Source organism: Pseudanabaena sp. FACHB-1998 (assembly GCF_014696355.1).
In the GTDB taxonomy this organism is placed as follows: domain Bacteria; phylum Cyanobacteriota; class Cyanobacteriia; order Pseudanabaenales; family Pseudanabaenaceae; genus Pseudanabaena.
The window spans coordinates 22,875-43,026 of the sequence record NZ_JACJQA010000048.1; the positions used below are offsets into that span (position 1 = coordinate 22,875).

The window sequence follows — 20,152 nt, forward strand, 5'->3', positions numbered from 1 at the left end:
TTAATACAATATTGCTTTGGAGCAGTGTAATGGTTCTTCTAAATGTCAACCCACCATCGGTTAGCGAGAATCTAGTCAGTGAAGTTACTGAAGATCTAGATGAAGATTTAATTGACGAGATTAAGATACCGCCCACAAATCTATATAGTGATGAGCCACAATTGGAAACAGATTTTCACCGCGAACAAATTGATCTCTTAATTCGCCTCTTAAAATATTTTTGGCGCGATCGCTATGATTTCTATATCTCTGGCAATCTGACCGTTTATTACAATCAAAAACAACTCAAATCAAGGGACTTCGCGGGACCAGATATCTTTGTTGTACTGGGGACGGAAAAACGCGATCGTCGTAGTTGGGTGGTTTGGGATGAAGACGGAAAGTATCCCAATGTGGTCATTGAATTGCTATCTAATTCGACGGCGAAAGTAGATCGTGGTGCAAAAAAACAACTTTATCAAGATGTCTGGCGCGTTCCTAATTACTTTTGGTTTCATCCTGAAACTTTAGAATTTGCAGGATTTCATCTAGTTGATGGTAAATATGAAGCTTTGATTCCTAATGCTCAAGGATACCTATGGATTGAGCAACTAGGAATATATCTCGGCATTCATGAGAATCAACTGCGCTATTTCACTCCTGATGGTGCGATCGTGCCACTACCAGAGGAACAAGAACGCATAGCTAAAGAACAGGTTATGCAAAGGGCTGAACGATTGGAGGCAATTTTGCGATCGCAAGGCATTGATCCCGATCAATAACAAAGCTAAAAATAAAGTCGCGACGCGACTTTATTTTTAGCTTTGTTATTGATATAAAAGTCACAAATTCTTTTTTGCAAATAAATAAACATCATCTTTTTGATACTCAAGTTTAAAACTCGATATTTGCTTTGCTTGTTCAACTAAACTTAGAGTATATTCGCGATCGCTTTGATAGCCAGAATGTCGAGTATTTAAAAGAATATAATCAAAGTCTGCAAGCTGATAGCTGGAGTTTGAGAAAGCTAGCCTAACCTGCGATCGGTGGGTAACATGAGGTGCAATTTCATGGGTTGTTAAAATACTACCCTTTGTATTTTTTACTAGCGCGATCGCCTCCTGATTTGCTTGCCAAGTATCCAGCGATTGCAAATATTCTCCCGCAAATAAATTCAAACGAGACATCGCCACAAAGGCTAAAACTGTCCAAAAGACAATAAATCTATATCTCCATTTTTTTTGATCTGTAAAATCATTAATTTCTGAAATTACCATTAAGATTAAAACTGGCAATACTGGTAAAGGATAATGATTTGATAGATATCTTTGTTGAGGATCATTGGACAAAATATTCATAATAATAGTTGGAAGAACTATTATTAGATAGTTTAAGTTTTTATATCTTATGCACCAAATATAAGGCGCAAATAGTAAAAGTAAGTAAACTAAACTATCAACTGAAAACAATTTCGATAAAATTAAATTAGGTTTCCAGAAAAGATTGCCTAATATACTTGAATAGGATTCTCCTAAATAGCTATATCGCAAAGCAAATCTCTCTGTACTAGCCCCAAAAGTAGGCATAATAACTTGAGTTGCTATAAGAAACCAAAATATACCTAGAAATATAGTAACTAAACCAATTTTTTTTCTTTGATTACAGAAAATTAGCCATATTCCTAATGCAATTGCTATTAATGAAAAAACGGCTTTACTAATAAGTAATCCTATTATGGATAAACTGAAAAGTCCGAGTTTATTTTCCTGTGACCATACAATCGCCCATAACAAACACGGCAAAGCAAATATATCAGGATGAAAATCATAGGTAGAATTAGCATTAAATAATATTGGTGACAGTAGATATATTGCTAATATCAAGTTGAGATTTTTATTAGATAAGCTCCATTTTTGAGATAAATTTACTATGGGAAATATACTGATCGAAATAGCGATCGCCTGTATCAAAAATAGCCAATGAATATCTGGATAAATTTTATAAAATAGGCTTAAGGGGTACAATATGAGTGCTGCGTGATCACCCAGCATGTGTATATCAATGATGGTGGATCTAGGATATAAACCTTGGCTGATTAAATATATTCCTTGATCAAAAAACCCCAAATCTAATGCTCCAGATTGAAATAGAGCATGGCGAATACTACTAAAAAAGAATAAAACTAATGTACTAGTTACCACCAGTATAATAATGGAATTAATTTTTGAAAAGGTAATCTTTCTCATCGGATTTATTATTTTAAAATATTTTTATAAACAAAGAGATATTTCTAAATATAGCAATCCTATTTCATTTGTGAAACAGACAAGGAGCTTAAGTCACTTGTTATAAACTTCTCTTTCTCCTGACTTTTAGGATTGCTATAAATAAAGAAAAATTACTTTGGCTTTTGATAACAAGGAATAATCATGCAAGCTATTAGACTGCCCCGATATATTACCGCAACTTTATTTAGTATATTGTTATTTGGATTTTGCTTTTTAATAGCCTCTTTAATTGATCCCAATACTTTCCATAAATTCTTTTCAGCGATTTCCCTACAAGCAGTAGAAAACAATCAGAATATAGTAGATAAAGCAGGCTATTACTATGATGTAAGTGCCTATGCAAATATGGCTATATTAGATCAATGTCAAGCTTTTTATCCTATGTTTTCATGGATAGCAAGATTTTTATTTCATCCACAAACATTTGAACAGGCAGTTATAGGACTAAAAATTATTTCTTGTATAAGTTTCACAATAAGTATTCCCATATATTTTAATCTGCTTGAAAGAATTTCAAAAAGTAAAGCGATCGCCTACTTACTGACCTTTATTTATACTATTAGCCCAATGGCTATTTTTAGAGTGATTGGCTATACAGAAGGAATATTTGCACTTCTTAGCCTCATTTTATTATCAATAATAATTAGTGAAAAAATAAATAAAAGTATTATTTATATTAGTGCTTTCCTAATTGTTTTAGTGATGTCATTAACTCGCCCTGTATCTCTACAGTTGATTTTTTCATCTTGTACTACTCTTATAATAATTGTCTTTATTGAAAAGGCTAAAAGTAAATTAGATTGGCAAGAATTATTTGAGAATTATAAATATAAATATCGTCATTTGATAATACTATCGCTAATGATTATTACTGCCACAATTATAGGCTATAGCATTTATGGATATTTATGCTTCCAATCAAGAGGAGATTTCTTTGCGCCTTTTAACGATCAAAAGCTATGGGGAAAAACGTTAGGATTTTATCCACAAATATTTTTATCATTGGAGTATCCATTATTTGAACAAATATCCCTATACTTCCCCGTCATATTTCTGTTTGGGATAATTATTTGTTTATATAGCTTTATAAATTCAAGTGATATGGAAGTATTCATTCCTCAATTTCCATTGTTCTGGGGATTAATAAGTCTCTATCCTTCTATTCTCATCGCTATTTATATATTTGTATTTTTAATTAAAGGAAGAGATAAAAAGAGCATAATTACTATTAATTTATCCAATTCCCATAAAACAAAAAAACTATTTAGTAGCTATACTTTTTGGTTTTGTTTGAGCTTTGTTTTGAGTCACATCTTCATCAATTTGTTTACTGTTGATAAAATCTATAGCCTTGCTCGATTTACATTCAGTTTGCCATTCTTTTTTGTGTTTTTAGGCTACATCTTACAGAATGTGAAACATCAAAATATTATTAATATTTTAAAATTGTTTGTTCTCATTGAATCTATCGCTTTAATTGAGCAATGGGTTCGTTATGGTCGAAATTTATGGCTTGGTTAATATAATCCCAAGAAAAAAGAGATTTGCATAGCAAATCTCTTTTTTCTTGATGGATGAGGATCGCCTTTAGAACTTCCAGTTAGCCCAGTCTTGAGGCTTTAAGAATGTTTCATGAAGTTCTGCTTCGGGAGTATTTGGTTCGGGCTTGTAGTCGTAATCCCAACGCACGAGAGGAGGTAATGACATGAGGATTGACTCAGTGCGTCCATTGGTTTGGAGTCCAAAGATCGTACCGCGATCATAGACTAGATTGAATTCTACATAGCGTCCACGACGATAGAGTTGCCATTGCTTTTCACGATCGCCATATTCCATATTGCGGCGACGGTTAGCGATCGGTGTATAAGCTGGCAGAAAGGAATTACCGCAGGTCTTAATAAAAGCAAAAATTTCTTCCCAAGTCCGAGGCACATCGCCGATCTCATCACTCATCACTTGAGCCGTGGTGGAATCATTACTATTTTTGTAAAGTCCATCCTCACCATTTTGGTAGTCAAAGAAAATACCGCCTACGCCACGGGTTTCGCCACGGTGCTTGAGATAGAAGTAATCATCACACCATTGCTTAAAGACAGGGTAGTAATGAGGATTATGGCGATCGCAAGCATCCTTCAGAGTAGTGTGCAGATGATGAGCATCTTCGGCAAAGCCATAGTATGGCGTGAGATCGAGTCCACCGCCAAACCACCAAATGGGGCCCGCTTCAAAATAGCGATAGTTAAGATGAACGGTTGGTGCATAAGGATTATGGGGATGCAGCACCATTGATGTACCCGTGGCATAAAAATTATGCCCTGATGCTTCAGGGTGTTGGCGCAGAATGGCTGGGGGTAATTGGGTGCCAGATACTTCCGAAAAATTAACGCCACCTTTCTCAAAGTAATCGCCATCGGTAATTACACGAGAACGCCCACCGCCGCCTTCAGGACGCTCCCACTGATCTTGTTTAAACTTTGTTTTGCCGTCTAGCTCTTCTAAGCCTTGGCAAATACTATCTTGTAAGCTTTGCATAAATTGACTTACGCGAGCTTTAGAATCTGTCGGAACTTTTGGGGATACCTTCGGTGCAATAGGAGCGATGGTCATAATCGTTTCGTAGGATTTTTTCAGAGGTTGGACTTAGTCTTTTATAAATTTTTGTAAGCCATGCCCAAGACACGATATAGGCGCTTTGAGCAAAACTCATGAAAGTGTTTTTGTATCACTCGTTAATTACTTTACATTTATCTGTAATATCTCGGTGAAATGTAAAGCATTGTGTAGCAACTTTTTGTACATATAGCTGTGGTCACTTGCATTAGGACAAATCAAAAGCAGAATACGAGTTGCGGCGCTTCGCGCCGCAACTCGCTTCTGGGGTTGTATCCTCACAATATTTCTGGAGCCAATTTTATTTGTCAAATTGTATAGCAATGAAAGGAATCTCTGATAATTGCTTGGCATTTGCACAGGGTAAATTACAACATAAATAGACAGTTATTATTTCTTAAAAACTTTAGAGCCGATCCATTCTCTAAATGAGATAGGTGATCAGGCAAGTAAGGTATTTTAATACTGTATAAATTGGCTGTTGACTCTTGAGATGTCTTAAACTCAATACACCAATCCTTATCAGAGTCTTCTTTAACACTAAAAACCCAACCATCAATCACCTCACCACCATTTTGAATGATCTTAGAGGCTCTATGTTTCGCCCATAGCCTTTCCATCCATTTGAACAGGACAGGATTAGAGAAAATTGAAAGTAAATTTAGTACTGCTAAACCACTCACTCCGAATCCAGCAAATTGGATCAACATGGCAACCTGCGGCAAGTTCCTGATGTTCACTACTTTTGCTAGTTGAATTAACCCCTGAGCTAGGGCAAATGGAATGAAGATTATTCCAATCACAAATAGAATCGGCATTTGAAAGGCTCTGTAAATACCATCCACAATCATTAAGCCTTCTGGCAAAGGGGACTCTCCACGAATAAACGCCTGATTTTGAGGATAAAACAGCGTGTAAGAATCAAACCTAGGAATCATAGTGAATATAATCAATCTATATCTCGGCTCAGTATCTCAGATAAAGATCCCCGTCGGTCTTCGCAAAATTTTTTGTTTTGGGTAAGTACCTCGGCTTAATAAAACCAAGAACCCAAATAAGCTGATTCGTCCGCAAAGCGGACGAATCAGCTTATTTGGATTTTATATTTAATTATGTCTACCTACTTATTACATCTTGATCGCTTCCCAATTATCTGATTGCGACAGGACACATCCTGAAAGGGATTTCTGATAATTTATCGAAATTAAACAATAAAAAAGCCGCCTACAGGCGGCTTTTTTATTAACCTTCTTTCAGTTGGCTAGAAGGTGAATCTAGGTCAAAGAGAACTTGCAACATTTGCATGGCGCGGCGGCGCGTCTCAATGTCTTGCTGTGCGCGAAGCTGCACCATTGGATCATGGAGGATTTTATTGATGATGCCGCGAGTCATGCTCTCGATTACATCCTGATGCTTATCTGCAAAATCATTACCGAGACGGGATAGGGCTTTTTCCATTTCCTGCTCGCGGATGATTTCCATCTTTTGACGGAGTTTGCTAATAGTGGGGACAGTCTCTAGCGATCGCCACCAGCTATCAAATTCCGCCACACAACCTTCTAGCAAAACTTCCGCTTGCATTGCCATTTGGCGACGGCTTTCTTGATTCTCAGCTACTACGGCTTGCAAATCATCAACGTTGTAAGCTTTTGTATTTGGTAACTCGTTGACATCAGAACTGATATTGCGCGGTACAGAAATATCAACGAGAGTCAAGCCATTGTGATTTGAGGCGATCGCTTCCAGATTTTTGCGACTAATAATCACCTCAGTCGAAGCTGTACTAGTAAATACCAAGTCCGAAACTGCCACACAGTCAAACATCTGATCTAGAGAATGAATATCGAACTGAGCGCCACTAGACTCAAATTCTTTGAGCATAGTCTCAGCACGCGCACGAGAACGATTCACGATCGCAATCTTTTGTGCGCCTTTAGAAATTAAATGCTTGACCAACAGGCGGGACATCTTGCCCGCACCAATGATGGTGGTATGTTTATCTGATAAATTTTGCAGTTTAATTTGAGCGAGTTCTACTGCTGCCGAACTAATCGACACCGCACCCGTACCAATTTCAGTTTCCGTGCGAACTCGTTTACCAGCCGATAGAGCTTGTTTAAAGAGTTGGTTGAGGATTCGACCTGCGCCATTATGTTGCTGGGCAAGACGATGGGTATTTTTGACTTGGGCAAGAATTTGTCCTTCACCAAGCACGAGACTATCTAATCCTGAAGCAACCCGCATCAGGTGAGTCACGGCATCTTGACGGAGCAGAATAAACAGATAGCGACGGAGGAACTGTAGAGGTAGTTGGCTAAATTCCGCAAGAAACTGCATAATTTCGCGAATGCCACCTTCGGCTTCGTTGGTGACTACATACAACTCTAAGCGGTTACAAGTGCTTAAAATTGCAGCTTCTTCGATACTCGGATAGCTCATCAGTTGAGCGATCGCTGCTTCCATGCGATCCTCTGGAATACTCAACTTTTCTCGTACTTCCACAGTCGCCGTTTTGTGACTCAAGCCAACAACTGCAATATTCATATCGTAAATGCGTTTCTTATTTGGACTAGAAATTATTATCTTATTGAATGAGCTTATCAGGCGATCGCTACCACTGTAGTAGGTACTTATTACTCCTTAACGTTCTGTAATACGATCACTTTAAATTAATGTTAGTGATATTACAGCTTGTTTCGGCTTTGTGTAGTGTGCCTAAATTTTGAAAAAGCTTACAAAGTAAGCTTTTTCAAAATTTAACTGGGTTTTAAGAAGGCGCACAGCCCTGTAAGTAAGGCTTAACTGATGAAATTTTAATTAAATTGTGGTACGGGACTGATCGGGATCGAACCGATGACCTAGCGCTTAGGAGGCGCTTGCTCTATCCAACTGAGCCACAGCCCCAAAGAGGGTATTAACTAGCTCATTATAGCAACTACCTTTAAAAAAGGAAGCTGCTATTTCGATACTTTAACCTCGGCTAGTGATCGATAGTCCTTCGACGATCATTGCTGGGACATATAAAGAACCGTGCCAATGCCGATCGCTTGCCACCCCAATCACCTGATTAAGCGCTGTATAGATATTTCCTGACACCATCGTGTCTTTGACTCGACCGACGATTTTGCCATTTTTAACGCGATAGCCCAAATCGACATTAATCGAAAAATCTCCCGATAAATCGGAATCATCACCTAAAACTTGATCGACAATTAAGCCATTTTTTAAGGTTGCCGCTAGCTCTAAAATATCGCCTTGAATCGTTTCGCTCGCGGCGATCGCCAAATTAAATAGCCCCGGACTAGGATAATTTCCCAAATCGCCGCGAAATCCATTACCAGTCGCAGCAATCCCTAATTCCTTACAGGTGCGAATATCGCCATAAAATCCTTGCAAAATACCGCGATCAATCCAAGTAAATTCCTGTGTGGGCGTACCTTCATCATCAAAGGGAGCGCTGTAAACCCCAAAATTCGGGTTTTGGCTTATTGAAAACATAGGCGCGATCACAGGTTGTCCCACCTTCGCTAGCCAAGGTGTTGCCTTTTGCTGCACCTGTCTACCACTCATGGCGATCGCCACCACTCCCCACAACAAATCCGCCGCCTTACTCGTAAAAATTACGGGTACTTTGCCCGAAGGTGCGGTGGCATTTTTTTTCGCCCATGCTAAATATTGCAGAACTTTTTGGGCGATCGCGGATGGCTCTAGCTTGCCCCGTTCCGACTGCCCATACCAAACATTCAGAAAGTCATCGCCTCGCGTCACTTCAGCCGTCAGCGCACCATCCACCGTGATGTCTTGATAGCCGCAGTCTAGTCCTTTGCTATTAATGATCCTGACCGTCTCTTGGCTACATTCCCAATCCGCCCCACAAATTGCCTCTGGATAATGCTCTAATACCTCAGCGATCGCCGATTTCCCCCAATCTACCATTTGCTTAACGCTAACTTCTTCGCCATAGATTTTGGGATAGTCGATCACCGTCGAGTCTTGCAGTAAAATCTCTTCAGGTTCGCTGAGGGTGCTTAAGGCGATCGCTTGATCCACTAAGTCCTGCGGCTCTACCGTACCGTAGGCAGTTGCTAAACCGACTTTGCCATTTTGCCAAATCCGTAAACCTACTCCTTCTGCATCAATACTTTCGAGTTGCTTAAGCCGATTTGCTTCAAAAAATACAGGTCGGGAAATAGAGCTTGATGCATATACTTCTGCGGCTTCGCAGCCAGATGTAAGGGCTAGTTCTAGTAATTGTTCGGGAGCGATGGTCATTGCTAATTGATTAAGGTTGCTCTATTTTAAACTGTTCAAGTCATGCTTTCAAAAAAGCGATTTTGTGGTTTCAAGCGCCAAAAAGATGTTTATTCGATTCTATGAACTTGCTACTCCCTTCTCACTCAAGAATTAGGTAGGCGGCGCTTCGCGCCGCCTACCTAATTCTTGTCTATTTCTTAGACGGAGAAGGGCGTAAGAAAGAAAATAATCCTGAATTCCAAGATTTTGCTACAGAGATTCTTAAGCCCTTTGAAAAGTTTAATATTAATGGATATATTGAATGGAAAAAGTAGGAGGGTTCTATTTAATAGTCGTAAAAAAGCTATAAAATCCACACATTCTGGCGATAAGTCTCTATTTTTAGATAAAAAACTCAAATAAAAAATTTAACAATAAGCTGATATGCAACTTAGTCCTCGCTTTAAGCTCTTTTCTCAACCCATCGATCGCTATGCAATTGGTTTAGTCGCCATATTAAGTATAGCGATTGCGATATTGCTATGGATTGGCGATCGCACTGCCCCACAGGTGAGAGACTTTAGCTGGCAAGGACAGAGAATTGATGCCAGCAATATCTCCTTTGTCTTGACTTTTAATCGCCCGATGAATCGTGAAAGCGTCGAGCAGAATCTGAAATTTGAGCCGCCCCTCGCAGGTAAGATCAGTTGGTCATCGCGGCGCATGTCCTATACGCCGCTAGCACCTGCGACCTATGGCAAATCCTATACAGTAAAGCTCGAAAATGCCTATGATCGCTTTGCAAGTGAGTCTGGTAAAAAAATTGCGATCGACCCTTTTACAGGACTCTTTAAAACTCCCAATCCCTACTTTGCTTATATTGGCTCCCAAGAAGAAGAAAAAGGTCGCCTTGTCCTTTACGATGTGCTACAAAAGGAGAAGCGAGTTTTAACTCCTCCTAATCTAACTGTTCTAGATTTTCGGATTTATCCTGATCGCCAAAAAATTCTTTTTGGCGCGATCGAAGCGGTGGGGCAAAGCTTACTCGATCAAAAACTCTATGTTGTAACGACGGGAATCGATCGCGAAGATCGCTTAACGGCAAATTCACCAGAAATAAAACCTGTTCTTGGTAGTGATGACTTTCAAAACTTTAAATTCGATCTCTCGCCCGATGGCAAAAATATCTTGGTGCAGCGTCTCAGCCGTCAACAAGTTGGACGCTATGGACTCTGGCTTATCAAAGACAATCAAGCACCACGATCGCTGGATAATCAACCAGGAGGGGATTTTATGTTTACGCCCGACAGCGCGTCGGTGGCGATCGCTCAAGGCGAAGGAGTTGCGATTCTGCCCCTTGAGCCGCAAGCCCCACCGTTGGACTTTCTCCCCAGATTCGGTACTGTCCTAAATTTTGGTAGAAGCGGTACACAGGCGGCGACAATTAAATTTAATAAGGACTATACGCGATCGCTATATTTAGTAAATAATCAAGGCGTGCAAAAAGAACTTACGAAAATTAATGGTTCCATCCTTGGCGCTCAATTCGATCCTCAAGAAAAAAACCTCTATTGCCTTCTTACGGATGTCGAGCAGGATACCGCTAAAAATATCTTTCGAGAGAAGCCCTACCTCGCCGCGATCGATCTAGAATCGGCACAATTACGAAGACTTCTCGAACTTCCATCTCAAAGAGAAGTTCAATTTAATATTTCTCCTGATGGACAATCAATTCTTCTTAATTCTGCTATTCCCAACAGTAATGCCTCTAGCAATACTCCATCAAGTACCGAAGATTCGGCTCAATCCACTAGAAGTTCTCAAGCTTCTCAAGTTCCAACCCAGTTGATTATGCTATCAGTTAACAACTCAGATAGAAACAATTTACCTCAACCTGAAGTATTACCTATGTTTGGTAAGTTTGCCCGATGGATACCCTAGAGTTATTTCTAAGCTTCTGGCTTAGAAATAACTTTACACACTGAAGAGCATAGCTTGCTACCAGAAGCGAGTTGCGCCGCAAATCGCTTCTGGTTTTGTGTCCTAACAAGAGGCAATAGCTATAAATTAAGCTTAGGTTAACTCTAGGTTATAAGTCTTAGCTTGTATCTAACTTGACCTAACACCTAATATGAAAAAAACACTTTTTATAATTTTGGGGGTTACGTGGTTAAATCTGTTTTGCTTGCTCAATTATCAGAAGAGCAATCATTGATGTGGCATAACGTCCTAACCTCACATCAGCTTGAAGTATGGGCAACCCCTGAGACTGAAGATTTACTCAAGTTACTTGACCAAAAGCGACAAACTAAACAAACCTTACCCAATCTAATTATTGCTGATATTGGTATCAGATACGGGGGAGGGACATCCTTGCTAGCTACGGAACTTTGCAAATGGTGTGCTGATAATGAGCCTAATTTAAAAGTTCTATTAGTTAACCCTCGTCAAACTCAAATCAAAGAAGTCGAAAAACGATGGGCAACTCGTCGGGGAGCGAGCGATCTACTTCCTAAAATTTCGCTAGACAATTTAGAATCTGCTTTTACAACTGCGGCTCAATCGCTAGATCTAGAGGTTAATGCTGAGGCTCTCAGGATAGCGATTAACAATCTCAAACGCCAACAGTCTCAACCAGACAAGGGTGCAGTCAAAGGGAAAAATATTAGAAAAACTGCTACTGAAGAACTAGCCCGCAAAATGGCGATGATTCCTCTGATGGTGATGGCTAATGAACCTAGCCACGAATCTCAGGATTCCGCTACAGATTCTTTACAACATTCCAAACGAAAATTAGCTCTAGATTCATCCATAGGTGAACTAAATTTATATGACATCAAAATTGATCTAGAGCAGACTGGTGCTTCAGCTAGCCAACTTTTTAAAGACAATCCTCTATTACCTGCGGTAATTATTTATGACCAAGATAACTATGTGGGAATGTTATCTCGTCGTCGTTTCTTTGAATGCTTGAGCCGTCCCTATGCTCTAGAGCTATTTACAAAAAGACCTTTGAGAGTACTTTACGAACAAGCACAAGCGGAAGTTCTCAAACTTCAAGGCAATATGCCTATTGTTATGGCATCGCAGTTAGCCTTGAGTCGTGTTAGTGATGATATTTATGAGCCTCTGATTGTGCATTTAGATGGTGATATTTATTCTGTATTAGATATTCACGATCTCTTACAATCTCAGTCATATATCCACGAACTCGCTACTAAACTGTTACGCGAGCAGACTCAAACCACCATGTTTCAAACAGAAAAGATGGCTAGTTTGGGACAAATTGTGGCGGAAGTATCCCATGACATTCGCAACCCTGTATCGGCTATTTATGGCAATACAGAGTGCTTGATGACTTATATCGAGGGGGTAGTGAAAATACTCAGAACCTATGAGAAAGAATATGGAACCACAGCCCCAGTCATCAAAGACATCTTAGAAGAGGTGGATTGGGATTTTGTGCGATCGGATTTGCCGCAAGTAGTGCGAAGTATTCAGTCTGGTTCTCGATATTTACGCCGACTAGTGGATACTTTACAGAGTCTTTCTCATATGGAAGATCAGGCTAATCCCGAACCCATTGATCTCTTGGATTGTGTCGAAAGCAGTTTAACAATCCTGAGTGGTCGAATCAGAAATATTCAGATTGTCAAGAACTACGTCAATCTTCCCAAGATTAATGGATTTACCGATCGCTTAATTCAAGTGTTTATGAACTTGATTAGCAATTCTATTGATGCATTAATAGATTTGAAATCTCAGCCTGATTTGATTAAGCAGAGATCTCAGATGCTGCTTAAGGAGGCTGATGGGCGCACAAGTGGCAATGTGCAAACTGAAGAGCAGATTGTATGGCAGCCTCTAATTATGCTCACGGCGGCGATCGCGGAAGTTGACAAGTCCCAATGGATTTCTATTAAAGTTGGGGACAATGGTTTAGGTATTCCGAAGGAAATTCAAGATCGCATTTTTGATAATTTCTTTACTACTAAGGGGCAAGGGAAGGGGACGGGGCTAGGTTTAGCGATTTGCTATCAGATTGTGACTCAACAGCACAATGGCAAGATTGTGCTGCGATCGCCCTATCTCAACAACAATGGTGACGTTACTATCGGAACTGAGTTTGAAGTACTGTTGCCTATCTAATACCAAAGTACAAAAGTGTTGGCACACTTTTGTACTTTAAAACCAAACCCCATAGTTTTTTTTTAATAAAGGAATGGTTACGCCCTTTCTTCAGTGGGTATAAAATCCAAATTTTGGAGTGCGGCGGAGCCGCACTCCAAAATTTGGATTATTTAATAATTACTGGCGGTTTTACGGTGATGGATGGCAGTTAAACCGTTGGATTGTAAAAGCTTCCCATTTTCCACGATCGCATAGACTAGCCAATGATCGCCACATTCCATCCGTTGAGCGACCCGACATTCCAAGTAGGCTAAACCTTCGGGCAAGATCAGTCCACCTTCCGTATCTTCTACGTTGACATCTGCAAAGCGGTCTTCCCCCGGGGCAAATTTTTTCATGAAGTGGCGGCGTAGTTGTTTGCCCTGCTCCAAGATATTCAACACAAAGCGATCGCCTTCAAACATATAAGTCTCGATCGCCCGATCCTTGGCTACAGCGATCGTTAATCCTGGAGGATTGAAGGTTGCTTGCGATACCCAAGACGCGAGCATAGCTGTTGAAATTTCGCCCCGTTTGACTGTCAATACGCATAGGGAACCAACGATGCGTCCTACAGCCTGCTCAACGGTGCTACCAGGATTTAAAGTCGTGCGGACTTTTTTGGCACGTTTTAAAGCTTGTGCAAAGTCAGTGCCTGTTTCTTCGCAAATTTGGAGTGTGGCTTCGGTGGGCTTGAATTTGATGCGGATTGGCTCAAAGGCGAGGGTGTAGCCCGCATCCTTCAGCTTGCCAGCAATAATATCAACGGCTTCACCACTCCATCCGTAGGAACCGAATACACCTGCTTGATAGCTTTTAGTAGCGGTTGATAGGACGATGCCTAAAGCAGTTTGGACTTGGGTGGGCAAATGTCCTGCGAGGGTAGGTGATCCAATTAAAAATCCAGAGGATTTTTCGATCGCTGCCTTAATTTCTTCTGGTTCTACGCTTTCGCAATTAATTAGCTCAACCGCTACTCCTGCTTTGGTAATACCTCTAGCCAAGGCATTGGCGATCGTCGTGGTGTTGCCATAGGCGGACGCGAAAAGCAGAGCCACGGAAATATTTTGTTGCTTCTGGGCTTCGCTCCATTGGCGATAGAGATTAACTAATTCATGCAGTCCGTAGCGAAGCATAGGACCATGACCGGGGGCATAAAAGCTCGTCGGTAACTCTGCTAACTTATCCAGAGCAGACTCCACCTGACGGACTTGGTTTGCCATCGTGCTATCAAAGTAATAACGGCGATCGCCTAAGAGTGTACTCCAGCCTTCATCAAATACTTGATCGCCGCAAATATGCGCTCCAAAAAACTTATCGGTATAGACAATTTGCGTCTTGGTGTCATAGGTGCAAAGCTCGTCAGGATGGCGTGGGGTAGAAGTGGGAATAAATTTGAGAAGATGCCCTTTGCCTAAGTCAAGGGTTTCTTCACCCCGTACCACCTGTATTTTTAGCTCCCGTTCTTCGTCAAGCTCCTGACGTAAAGCGATCGCCCCCGGATTTGTGCATATAAAGGTAAGGCGACTATTAATTTCCAGTAAGGCTTTGATAGTGTCTATACGGTTAGTATTAACATGCCCCAAAATCACATAACTAATATCGAGAATATTGGTACGTTGACTAAGTTCCTTGAGATAAATTTCGGTAAACGTCCCCCCCGGAGGATCGATTAACGCCTGTAAATTTCCTTGAATCAAGAAGGAATTAGCCGTAGTCCCTTTTTCGAGGGCATATTCAATTTCAAAGCGCAGGCGATTCCAACTACGCGATCGCAAGGCTAAGGTTTCGGCAGCAATGTAGATTGCTTGTACATCGCGGGGTTTATTGTTAGTCACGATTGCTGTCTCCAAACTCTTATGCTTCTTAATCTCAATCATAGCGATCAAGAGTTAACACAGCATAATTTCATGCATAGTTTTTCTTATATAGCTGTGGTCAGTCTTGTTATAGGACATAAAACCAGAAGCGAGTTGCCCGCAACTCGCTTCTGGGGTTTGGATTTCTCCTAATGCAAGTGACCACCGCTATAGCAACACTTCGGACAGATTTAGAAAACAGATTTTCGACAATCCTGAGGCTTTACTGGAAGTCAAAGTTTGCCCCATTAGCAAAGACCAAGTTTTGCGCTAGCATAGGCTTAGACTAAAGTTAGAAATTTCTATCCCTCATGCCCAAGCTATCCAAGCCGCCAGATCCTAACGATCCTGAGTACCAAAATCTCGAACGTAGAGTTAACTTTTATTTACACCTTGCCCTTTATTCTGCTTGCAGCACTTGTATGTGGTTTGTGCAATCTATTACTGACAAGGTGTGGATATGGTCAGTATGGGTTGCCATCATCTGGGCAATATTGATTCTCGGTCATGGAATTTGGGTATTTGCCAAAGAAAAGCAAGTTCCTATCACATAAAGAAGAAAGCGGTGCTTTGCACCGCTTTCTTTTTTAATAGCCCACTGCGGCTAAATCTGGGTGGAAGCTTCCTATTTTGAGACGATGAATTTCAGTTTCTAGAGTGCCGTCAGCGTAAAGCCGTAAATATCGAAATCCGGGAGGTTGGCTGTCAATTTGAAATTTATAATTTTGAGGCTCAAATTGAATGCAAGTGGAAGGCGTAACTAAACAACGCACGGAGTTATGAGGGGTTTCATAAATTTGGTCGAAGGCTTGATGGGCATGACCATTTAAAACGACTTCTATTTGGGGATGCCGATCGCATATTTCCCAAAACTCTTCTTGATTCTCTAGACAGATGCTATCAATCCACTGAGAGCCAAGGGGAACGGCAGGATGATGGAAGGTGATTAGAGTAGGGCGATCGGGATAAGCATTGAGCGTATTCTCTAAATAGGAAAGTTCTTCGCCTGATAGATAGCCATACACCGCGTCTACAACAACGGAGTTAAGGAAGAGAATTCTCCATTTGCCGATGTCTAGCGATCGCCGTAAATGCACATATTCGCTAGGCAGATGGGATTGCATGAGGGGTATATCGTCATGATTACCCGCTAGGCAGTAGGCAGGGATTGCGAAATCATCAAGGCTTTGGCGCAAGCGTGTGTAAGAAGCGATACTCCCGTCTTGGGTTAAGTCCCCCGTCAAAAGCATTGCATCAATTGGTAATAGACTGCGTTTGACTTCTGTTAAGACAGCTTGAAAAGAAGCTTCAGTCTGAATTCCCAACAATGACTTGTTGATATCTTCAAATAGATGAATATCGGTTAACTGTGCAATTGAAAAAGAATTACCGCAATTTGTCTTGCCTTTCATACTACCTATGCCTGTACAAATAAGCTTTAAGTAGCAACCATTTATTTCTGTACTAATTTCTAGGTTTGATTAGGATTAATCGAGAAATTAGCAACTGCTCAGCCCATTGAGCAGATAGCCAAATTTTTTCAGATTTTGATTTTATCAAAAAGCTTATATCTGCTTATTAACTTATGATAGCTGTAATCGGTACGATGTGATTTGTATCACAGCCCTCTTGGTTGAGTTTTATGCTATTTGGTAAGTCGCGTACTTATAACGATCCTATTCATGGCGCAATTACTCTTGATGGTAGCGATCGCACTGAGTTTTTATTGATTCAATTAATTGATACGCCTGAGTTTCAGCGCTTAAGAAGAATTCATCAACTCGACATTGCCTATTTTACGTTTCACGGTGCAGAGGGGTCACGTTTTACCCATTCTCTAGGCGTAATGGCGTTAACAAGGCGAGCTTTTAACGCTATTACCGCAAAATATCCCTACCTCGAAACCCATCGGACTGCGGTGTTAGTCGCCGCCCTCCTGCACGATCTGGGTCATGCTGCCTATAGTCACGCTTCGGAGGAAGTATTTGGTAGTAACCATGAAATATGGACTTTACGATTAATAAAGTTCGGCAAAATTGCGGAGATCCTCAACAACTTTTCTTCTAATTTAGTTGCGGATTTAGAAAAAATATTTACAAAAAAATATGCTGTACCTTTAATTTATCAACTAGTTTCTAGCCAAATAGACTGCGATCGCCTTGATTATTTACAACGCGATGGCTATTTCACAGGCGCGAAATATGGGCAGTTAGATATTGATCGAATTTTGCTAGCGATGCGCTTTGATCCTATTTCTCAAAACTTAGTGATTGGGCGTAAAGGCATCGTAGCGATCGAGCATTATTTGACGGTGCGATACTTCATGTATTTGCAGGTTTATAACCATGCTAAAAATTTAGCGGCAAGGTTTTTGTTAGAAAGAATTTTCCGCAGAGCTAAGTTTCTGATAGCCGATGGCAGATCGGGGGGCGAATTTTTTAGCGATCGCACGATGACGGCTTGGCTAACCCAAGATCCGCAAAGTCTTAGCTGTGAGGATTATCTTGCCTCCGATGATGTGGTGTTTGCTTACCATATTCATCGCTGGCGCGATAGTAATGATGGAATTTTGGCGGATTTATGTCGTCGTTTTTTAGATCGAGATTTGCTGCACGCGACGGATATTTCCCATCTAGATGATATTCAGCAGCAAGAAAGCCTGAATAGTTGGTATGCCAAACTCACATCTCAAGGAATTGAGCCGAAATACTATTGTGGTATTAGGGTTTCACGAACCAAGGGCTATAGCATTTACCGACAAGGGATTAATATCCAAACGGAACAAGGTTTACAAGATATTTCCAAAATGTCCCCGCTAGTACAAGCGATCGTGCAACCTATTCAAAGAGCATGGTTAGTGCATCCATAAGAGATTTTTTAAAAGTGTTGCTTTGCAACACTTTTAAAAAATCTCTTGTTTGGGCTTCAACAGCAAGTCAGTGCTTATGCAATAAATAAAAAAAGCCGCGAAGCGGCTTTTTTTTATTTATTGCAATGTGTATAGTCGCGATCGCGATAGACGATCTAGCCAAGGGTTAATAAATTTGTCATTGACTTCCTTCTCTTGAGGATCTTTGGTCTCAAAAGGATGAGGTGCTAATCCGCGCAAAGCTGCCGTAGTCACGCAAAACATTGACTTTTGAAAAGACAAACAAATTTTTACCAATAAGTCCTCAGCCCCGCGATCGCCAGATTGATAGAACTTTTGGAGATATTCGGGCAAATAGTGCCGCATATCCTGCATTAACAAAGTTGGCGGAATCCCTGCACCACCGACAGGCAAGGGATCGGCATAGAGTACGCCATAGTTAAACTGCGATATTTCTGTAGATATTTGATGCGCCTGTGCGTTGTAGGACACCGTGCCTCGGAAAGGGAAGGAACGGAAAAATACCGCCTCAACGTAGGGAACTGCGGTATCCATCAAAAAACTCAAATTGGCGGAAGCTGGCACAATTTCGTAATCTTTGCCCTTAATTTCCACTTTATAGGTGTAGGGTACGCTCGCGGCGGCGACTAGCCCATCCTGCACATGACGCACCACATCGGGAATACTCTTAATTTCGCCACGGTCGTAGCGATCGCTTAATTCTAAAAACATCGGCGACATGAACGACCAGAAATAACCCAAGGCACTGTAATAGGTCAATAGACGCACCTGTTCAGGCAAAAAGTCTGGGAATAGACCATTTAAAACGGTCATTATGGGATTGCCCTTCACTTTGGCGGCGATCGCGGCTTTAGCTCTGCCTTGAAAATCCTCAGAGTCCAAATAGGCATCCAGCCCACCACCACCATGCCAAAACATCGCTTTCATACAGTATTCGGCGAACTCAAAGTTAATGCGATCGTGCCACCAATGACGACCTAGTTTATTTAGCGAAAAACTGCCATTAAAAAACTTAAAAAATGGGAAAACAACTAAAAATTGATTTTCAGAAACATAGGTGAGATTTCGATAATATTCACCGAGGACTACTCCATAGCTTTTGAGGATACCAACCACCTCTAACAAGTTATCGGGCGAGTCTGGTAGTAAAGCCCCTCCTTCTTCGAGACGTTCCTTTACCGCAGCAAAGGCGGGTTCAACTTTTTTATTTGGTATCAGTACACTCATATTTAAATTTTGTTAATAAATTTTGTTAATTAGCTTTGTATAGCAATCCTACAGCGCTTAGCGCTGTAATGTTTGAGCGATTTCTTCAATAGATCTTCCCTTCCCACCCAAGGAATAGGTATTAAAAAGTGAATAATTAAAGGTGCGCAGCGGAGCCGCGCACCTTTAATTATTCATTGGGTTTAATCGCATTTAATCGTGATTAAGGTGCTAGGCGTTGAATTTGCCATGGGCGATCGCCTTGAGGGGTATATAAAAAGCGATCGTGTAAGCGATTGGAGCAACCTTGCCAAAACTCAAAGCTATCAGGCACTATGCGATATCCACCCCAAAAAGAAGGCAAAGGAATCTCTCCATCTAAAAATTTGCGCTTTACTTCTTCAAATTGCATTAGTAGAAGTTTGCGAGAGGAAATTACCGAACTCTGTTGAGAACTCCAAGCCCCTAACTGACTGCCTCTAGGTCGGGAAGTAAAATATTCCCAAGATTCTGCGGTAGTCACCTTTTCGGCAGAGCCAGTGATATGGATTTGACGTTGAAGAGGTAGCCAAGTAAATAGAATAGAAACGTTATGATTTAGTTCTATTTGCTGTGCTTTTCTACTTTCGTAATTAGTAAAAAAAACAAAGCCCTGACGATCAAAATATTTTAATAAAACTGTTCGCATAAAGGGCTTACCCTCTGCTGACACCGTCGCTAAAGTCATGGCATTTGGTTCTAAGAGTTCCGCATGGCAAGCTTGCTGAAACCAAATTTCAAACTGTTTAAATGGATCGTCTTGCAGGTCTTTTCGTCTTAGCTGGGATTGTTTATATTCCTCTCTTAATGCATGAATATCCATTAAATACTCTCTAATTTGATCATTTCTCTAAGTAGGGGGGCATAATTAATAAACA

15 protein-coding genes and 1 tRNA gene are annotated in these 20,152 nt (G+C 40.8%); 6 read left to right on the top strand and 10 right to left on the bottom strand.

Going from position 1 to position 20,152, the window contains the following annotated elements:
- The first annotated feature begins 29 nt into the window (after window positions 1–29).
- Window positions 30–761 carry a Uma2 family endonuclease gene (locus H6F42_RS19510; RefSeq protein ID WP_190401054.1) on the top strand — a complete coding sequence of 244 codons (732 nt, stop codon included), beginning with the start codon at window positions 30–32 and terminating at the stop codon, window positions 759–761.
- A 60-nt stretch (window positions 762–821) separates the two neighbouring features.
- On the opposite strand, the gene H6F42_RS19515 is transcribed toward H6F42_RS19510, so the two are convergent.
- Window positions 822–2,225 (bottom strand): DUF2079 domain-containing protein, encoded by a 1,404-nt coding sequence (locus H6F42_RS19515; RefSeq protein ID WP_190401055.1) that lies wholly within the window; start codon window positions 2,223–2,225, stop codon window positions 822–824.
- A 183-nt stretch (window positions 2,226–2,408) separates the two neighbouring features.
- Here H6F42_RS19515 and H6F42_RS19520 point away from each other — a divergent pair, with 183 nt between their 5' ends.
- On the top strand, window positions 2,409–3,788 hold the full coding sequence (locus tag H6F42_RS19520) for a hypothetical protein (RefSeq protein ID WP_190401056.1): 1,380 nt from the start codon (window positions 2,409–2,411) through the stop codon (window positions 3,786–3,788).
- A gap of 66 nt (window positions 3,789–3,854) precedes the next feature.
- On the opposite strand, the gene hemF is transcribed toward H6F42_RS19520, so the two are convergent.
- The 5 genes from hemF to H6F42_RS19545 form a co-directional block, all read right to left on the bottom strand.
- Window positions 3,855–4,874 carry an oxygen-dependent coproporphyrinogen oxidase gene (gene hemF / locus H6F42_RS19525; RefSeq protein ID WP_190401057.1) on the bottom strand — a complete coding sequence of 340 codons (1,020 nt, stop codon included), beginning with the start codon at window positions 4,872–4,874 and terminating at the stop codon, window positions 3,855–3,857.
- 371 nt (window positions 4,875–5,245) lie between these two features.
- The gene (locus H6F42_RS19530; protein ID WP_190401058.1) at window positions 5,246–5,815 is read right to left on the bottom strand and encodes a hypothetical protein; all 570 of its coding nucleotides are present in this window, start codon (window positions 5,813–5,815) and stop codon (window positions 5,246–5,248) included.
- A 304-nt stretch (window positions 5,816–6,119) separates the two neighbouring features.
- The gene (locus H6F42_RS19535; protein ID WP_190401059.1) at window positions 6,120–7,421 is read right to left on the bottom strand and encodes a glutamyl-tRNA reductase; all 1,302 of its coding nucleotides are present in this window, start codon (window positions 7,419–7,421) and stop codon (window positions 6,120–6,122) included.
- A gap of 286 nt (window positions 7,422–7,707) precedes the next feature.
- Window positions 7,708–7,781 (bottom strand) — tRNA-Arg (locus H6F42_RS19540).
- 66 nt (window positions 7,782–7,847) lie between these two features.
- Entirely contained in the window at window positions 7,848–9,149 is a 1,302-nt protein-coding gene (locus H6F42_RS19545) for a TldD/PmbA family protein (protein ID WP_190401060.1), read from the bottom strand.
- Window positions 9,150–9,554: 405 nt separating this feature from the next.
- On the opposite strand from H6F42_RS19545, the gene H6F42_RS19550 reads away from it, so the two are divergent.
- Entirely contained in the window at window positions 9,555–11,051 is a 1,497-nt protein-coding gene (locus H6F42_RS19550; protein ID WP_190401061.1) for an Ig-like domain-containing protein, read from the top strand.
- A 225-nt stretch (window positions 11,052–11,276) separates the two neighbouring features.
- A complete protein-coding gene (locus H6F42_RS22375) occupies window positions 11,277–13,259 on the top strand; it encodes a HAMP domain-containing sensor histidine kinase (RefSeq protein WP_190401062.1) in 1,983 nt (660 codons plus the stop codon).
- 152 nt (window positions 13,260–13,411) lie between these two features.
- Here the strand turns inward: H6F42_RS22375 and H6F42_RS19560 are convergent, their stop codons facing one another.
- The gene (locus H6F42_RS19560) at window positions 13,412–15,118 is read right to left on the bottom strand and encodes a flavin reductase (RefSeq protein ID WP_190401063.1); all 1,707 of its coding nucleotides are present in this window, start codon (window positions 15,116–15,118) and stop codon (window positions 13,412–13,414) included.
- A gap of 332 nt (window positions 15,119–15,450) precedes the next feature.
- Between H6F42_RS19560 and H6F42_RS19565 the strand changes: the two genes are divergently transcribed.
- Window positions 15,451–15,693: a 2TM domain-containing protein gene (locus H6F42_RS19565; protein ID WP_190401064.1), complete on the top strand. Its 243-nt coding sequence runs from the start codon at window positions 15,451–15,453 to the stop codon at window positions 15,691–15,693.
- 33 nt (window positions 15,694–15,726) lie between these two features.
- Here the strand turns inward: H6F42_RS19565 and cpdA are convergent, their stop codons facing one another.
- Window positions 15,727–16,551, bottom strand: coding sequence for a 3',5'-cyclic-AMP phosphodiesterase (gene cpdA / locus H6F42_RS19570; protein WP_190401065.1), 825 nt, complete (start codon window positions 16,549–16,551; stop codon window positions 15,727–15,729).
- A gap of 230 nt (window positions 16,552–16,781) precedes the next feature.
- Between cpdA and H6F42_RS19575 the strand changes: the two genes are divergently transcribed.
- Entirely contained in the window at window positions 16,782–18,008 is a 1,227-nt protein-coding gene (locus tag H6F42_RS19575) for an HD domain-containing protein (RefSeq protein WP_190401066.1), read from the top strand.
- A 117-nt stretch (window positions 18,009–18,125) separates the two neighbouring features.
- Here the strand turns inward: H6F42_RS19575 and H6F42_RS19580 are convergent, their stop codons facing one another.
- Both H6F42_RS19580 and pdxH read right to left on the bottom strand, forming a co-directional pair.
- Window positions 18,126–19,256 (bottom strand): CO2 hydration protein, encoded by a 1,131-nt coding sequence (locus H6F42_RS19580; protein ID WP_190401067.1) that lies wholly within the window; start codon window positions 19,254–19,256, stop codon window positions 18,126–18,128.
- A gap of 202 nt (window positions 19,257–19,458) precedes the next feature.
- Entirely contained in the window at window positions 19,459–20,097 is a 639-nt protein-coding gene (gene pdxH, locus H6F42_RS19585; RefSeq protein WP_190401068.1) for a pyridoxamine 5'-phosphate oxidase, read from the bottom strand.
- Window positions 20,098–20,152 lie beyond the last annotated feature (55 nt).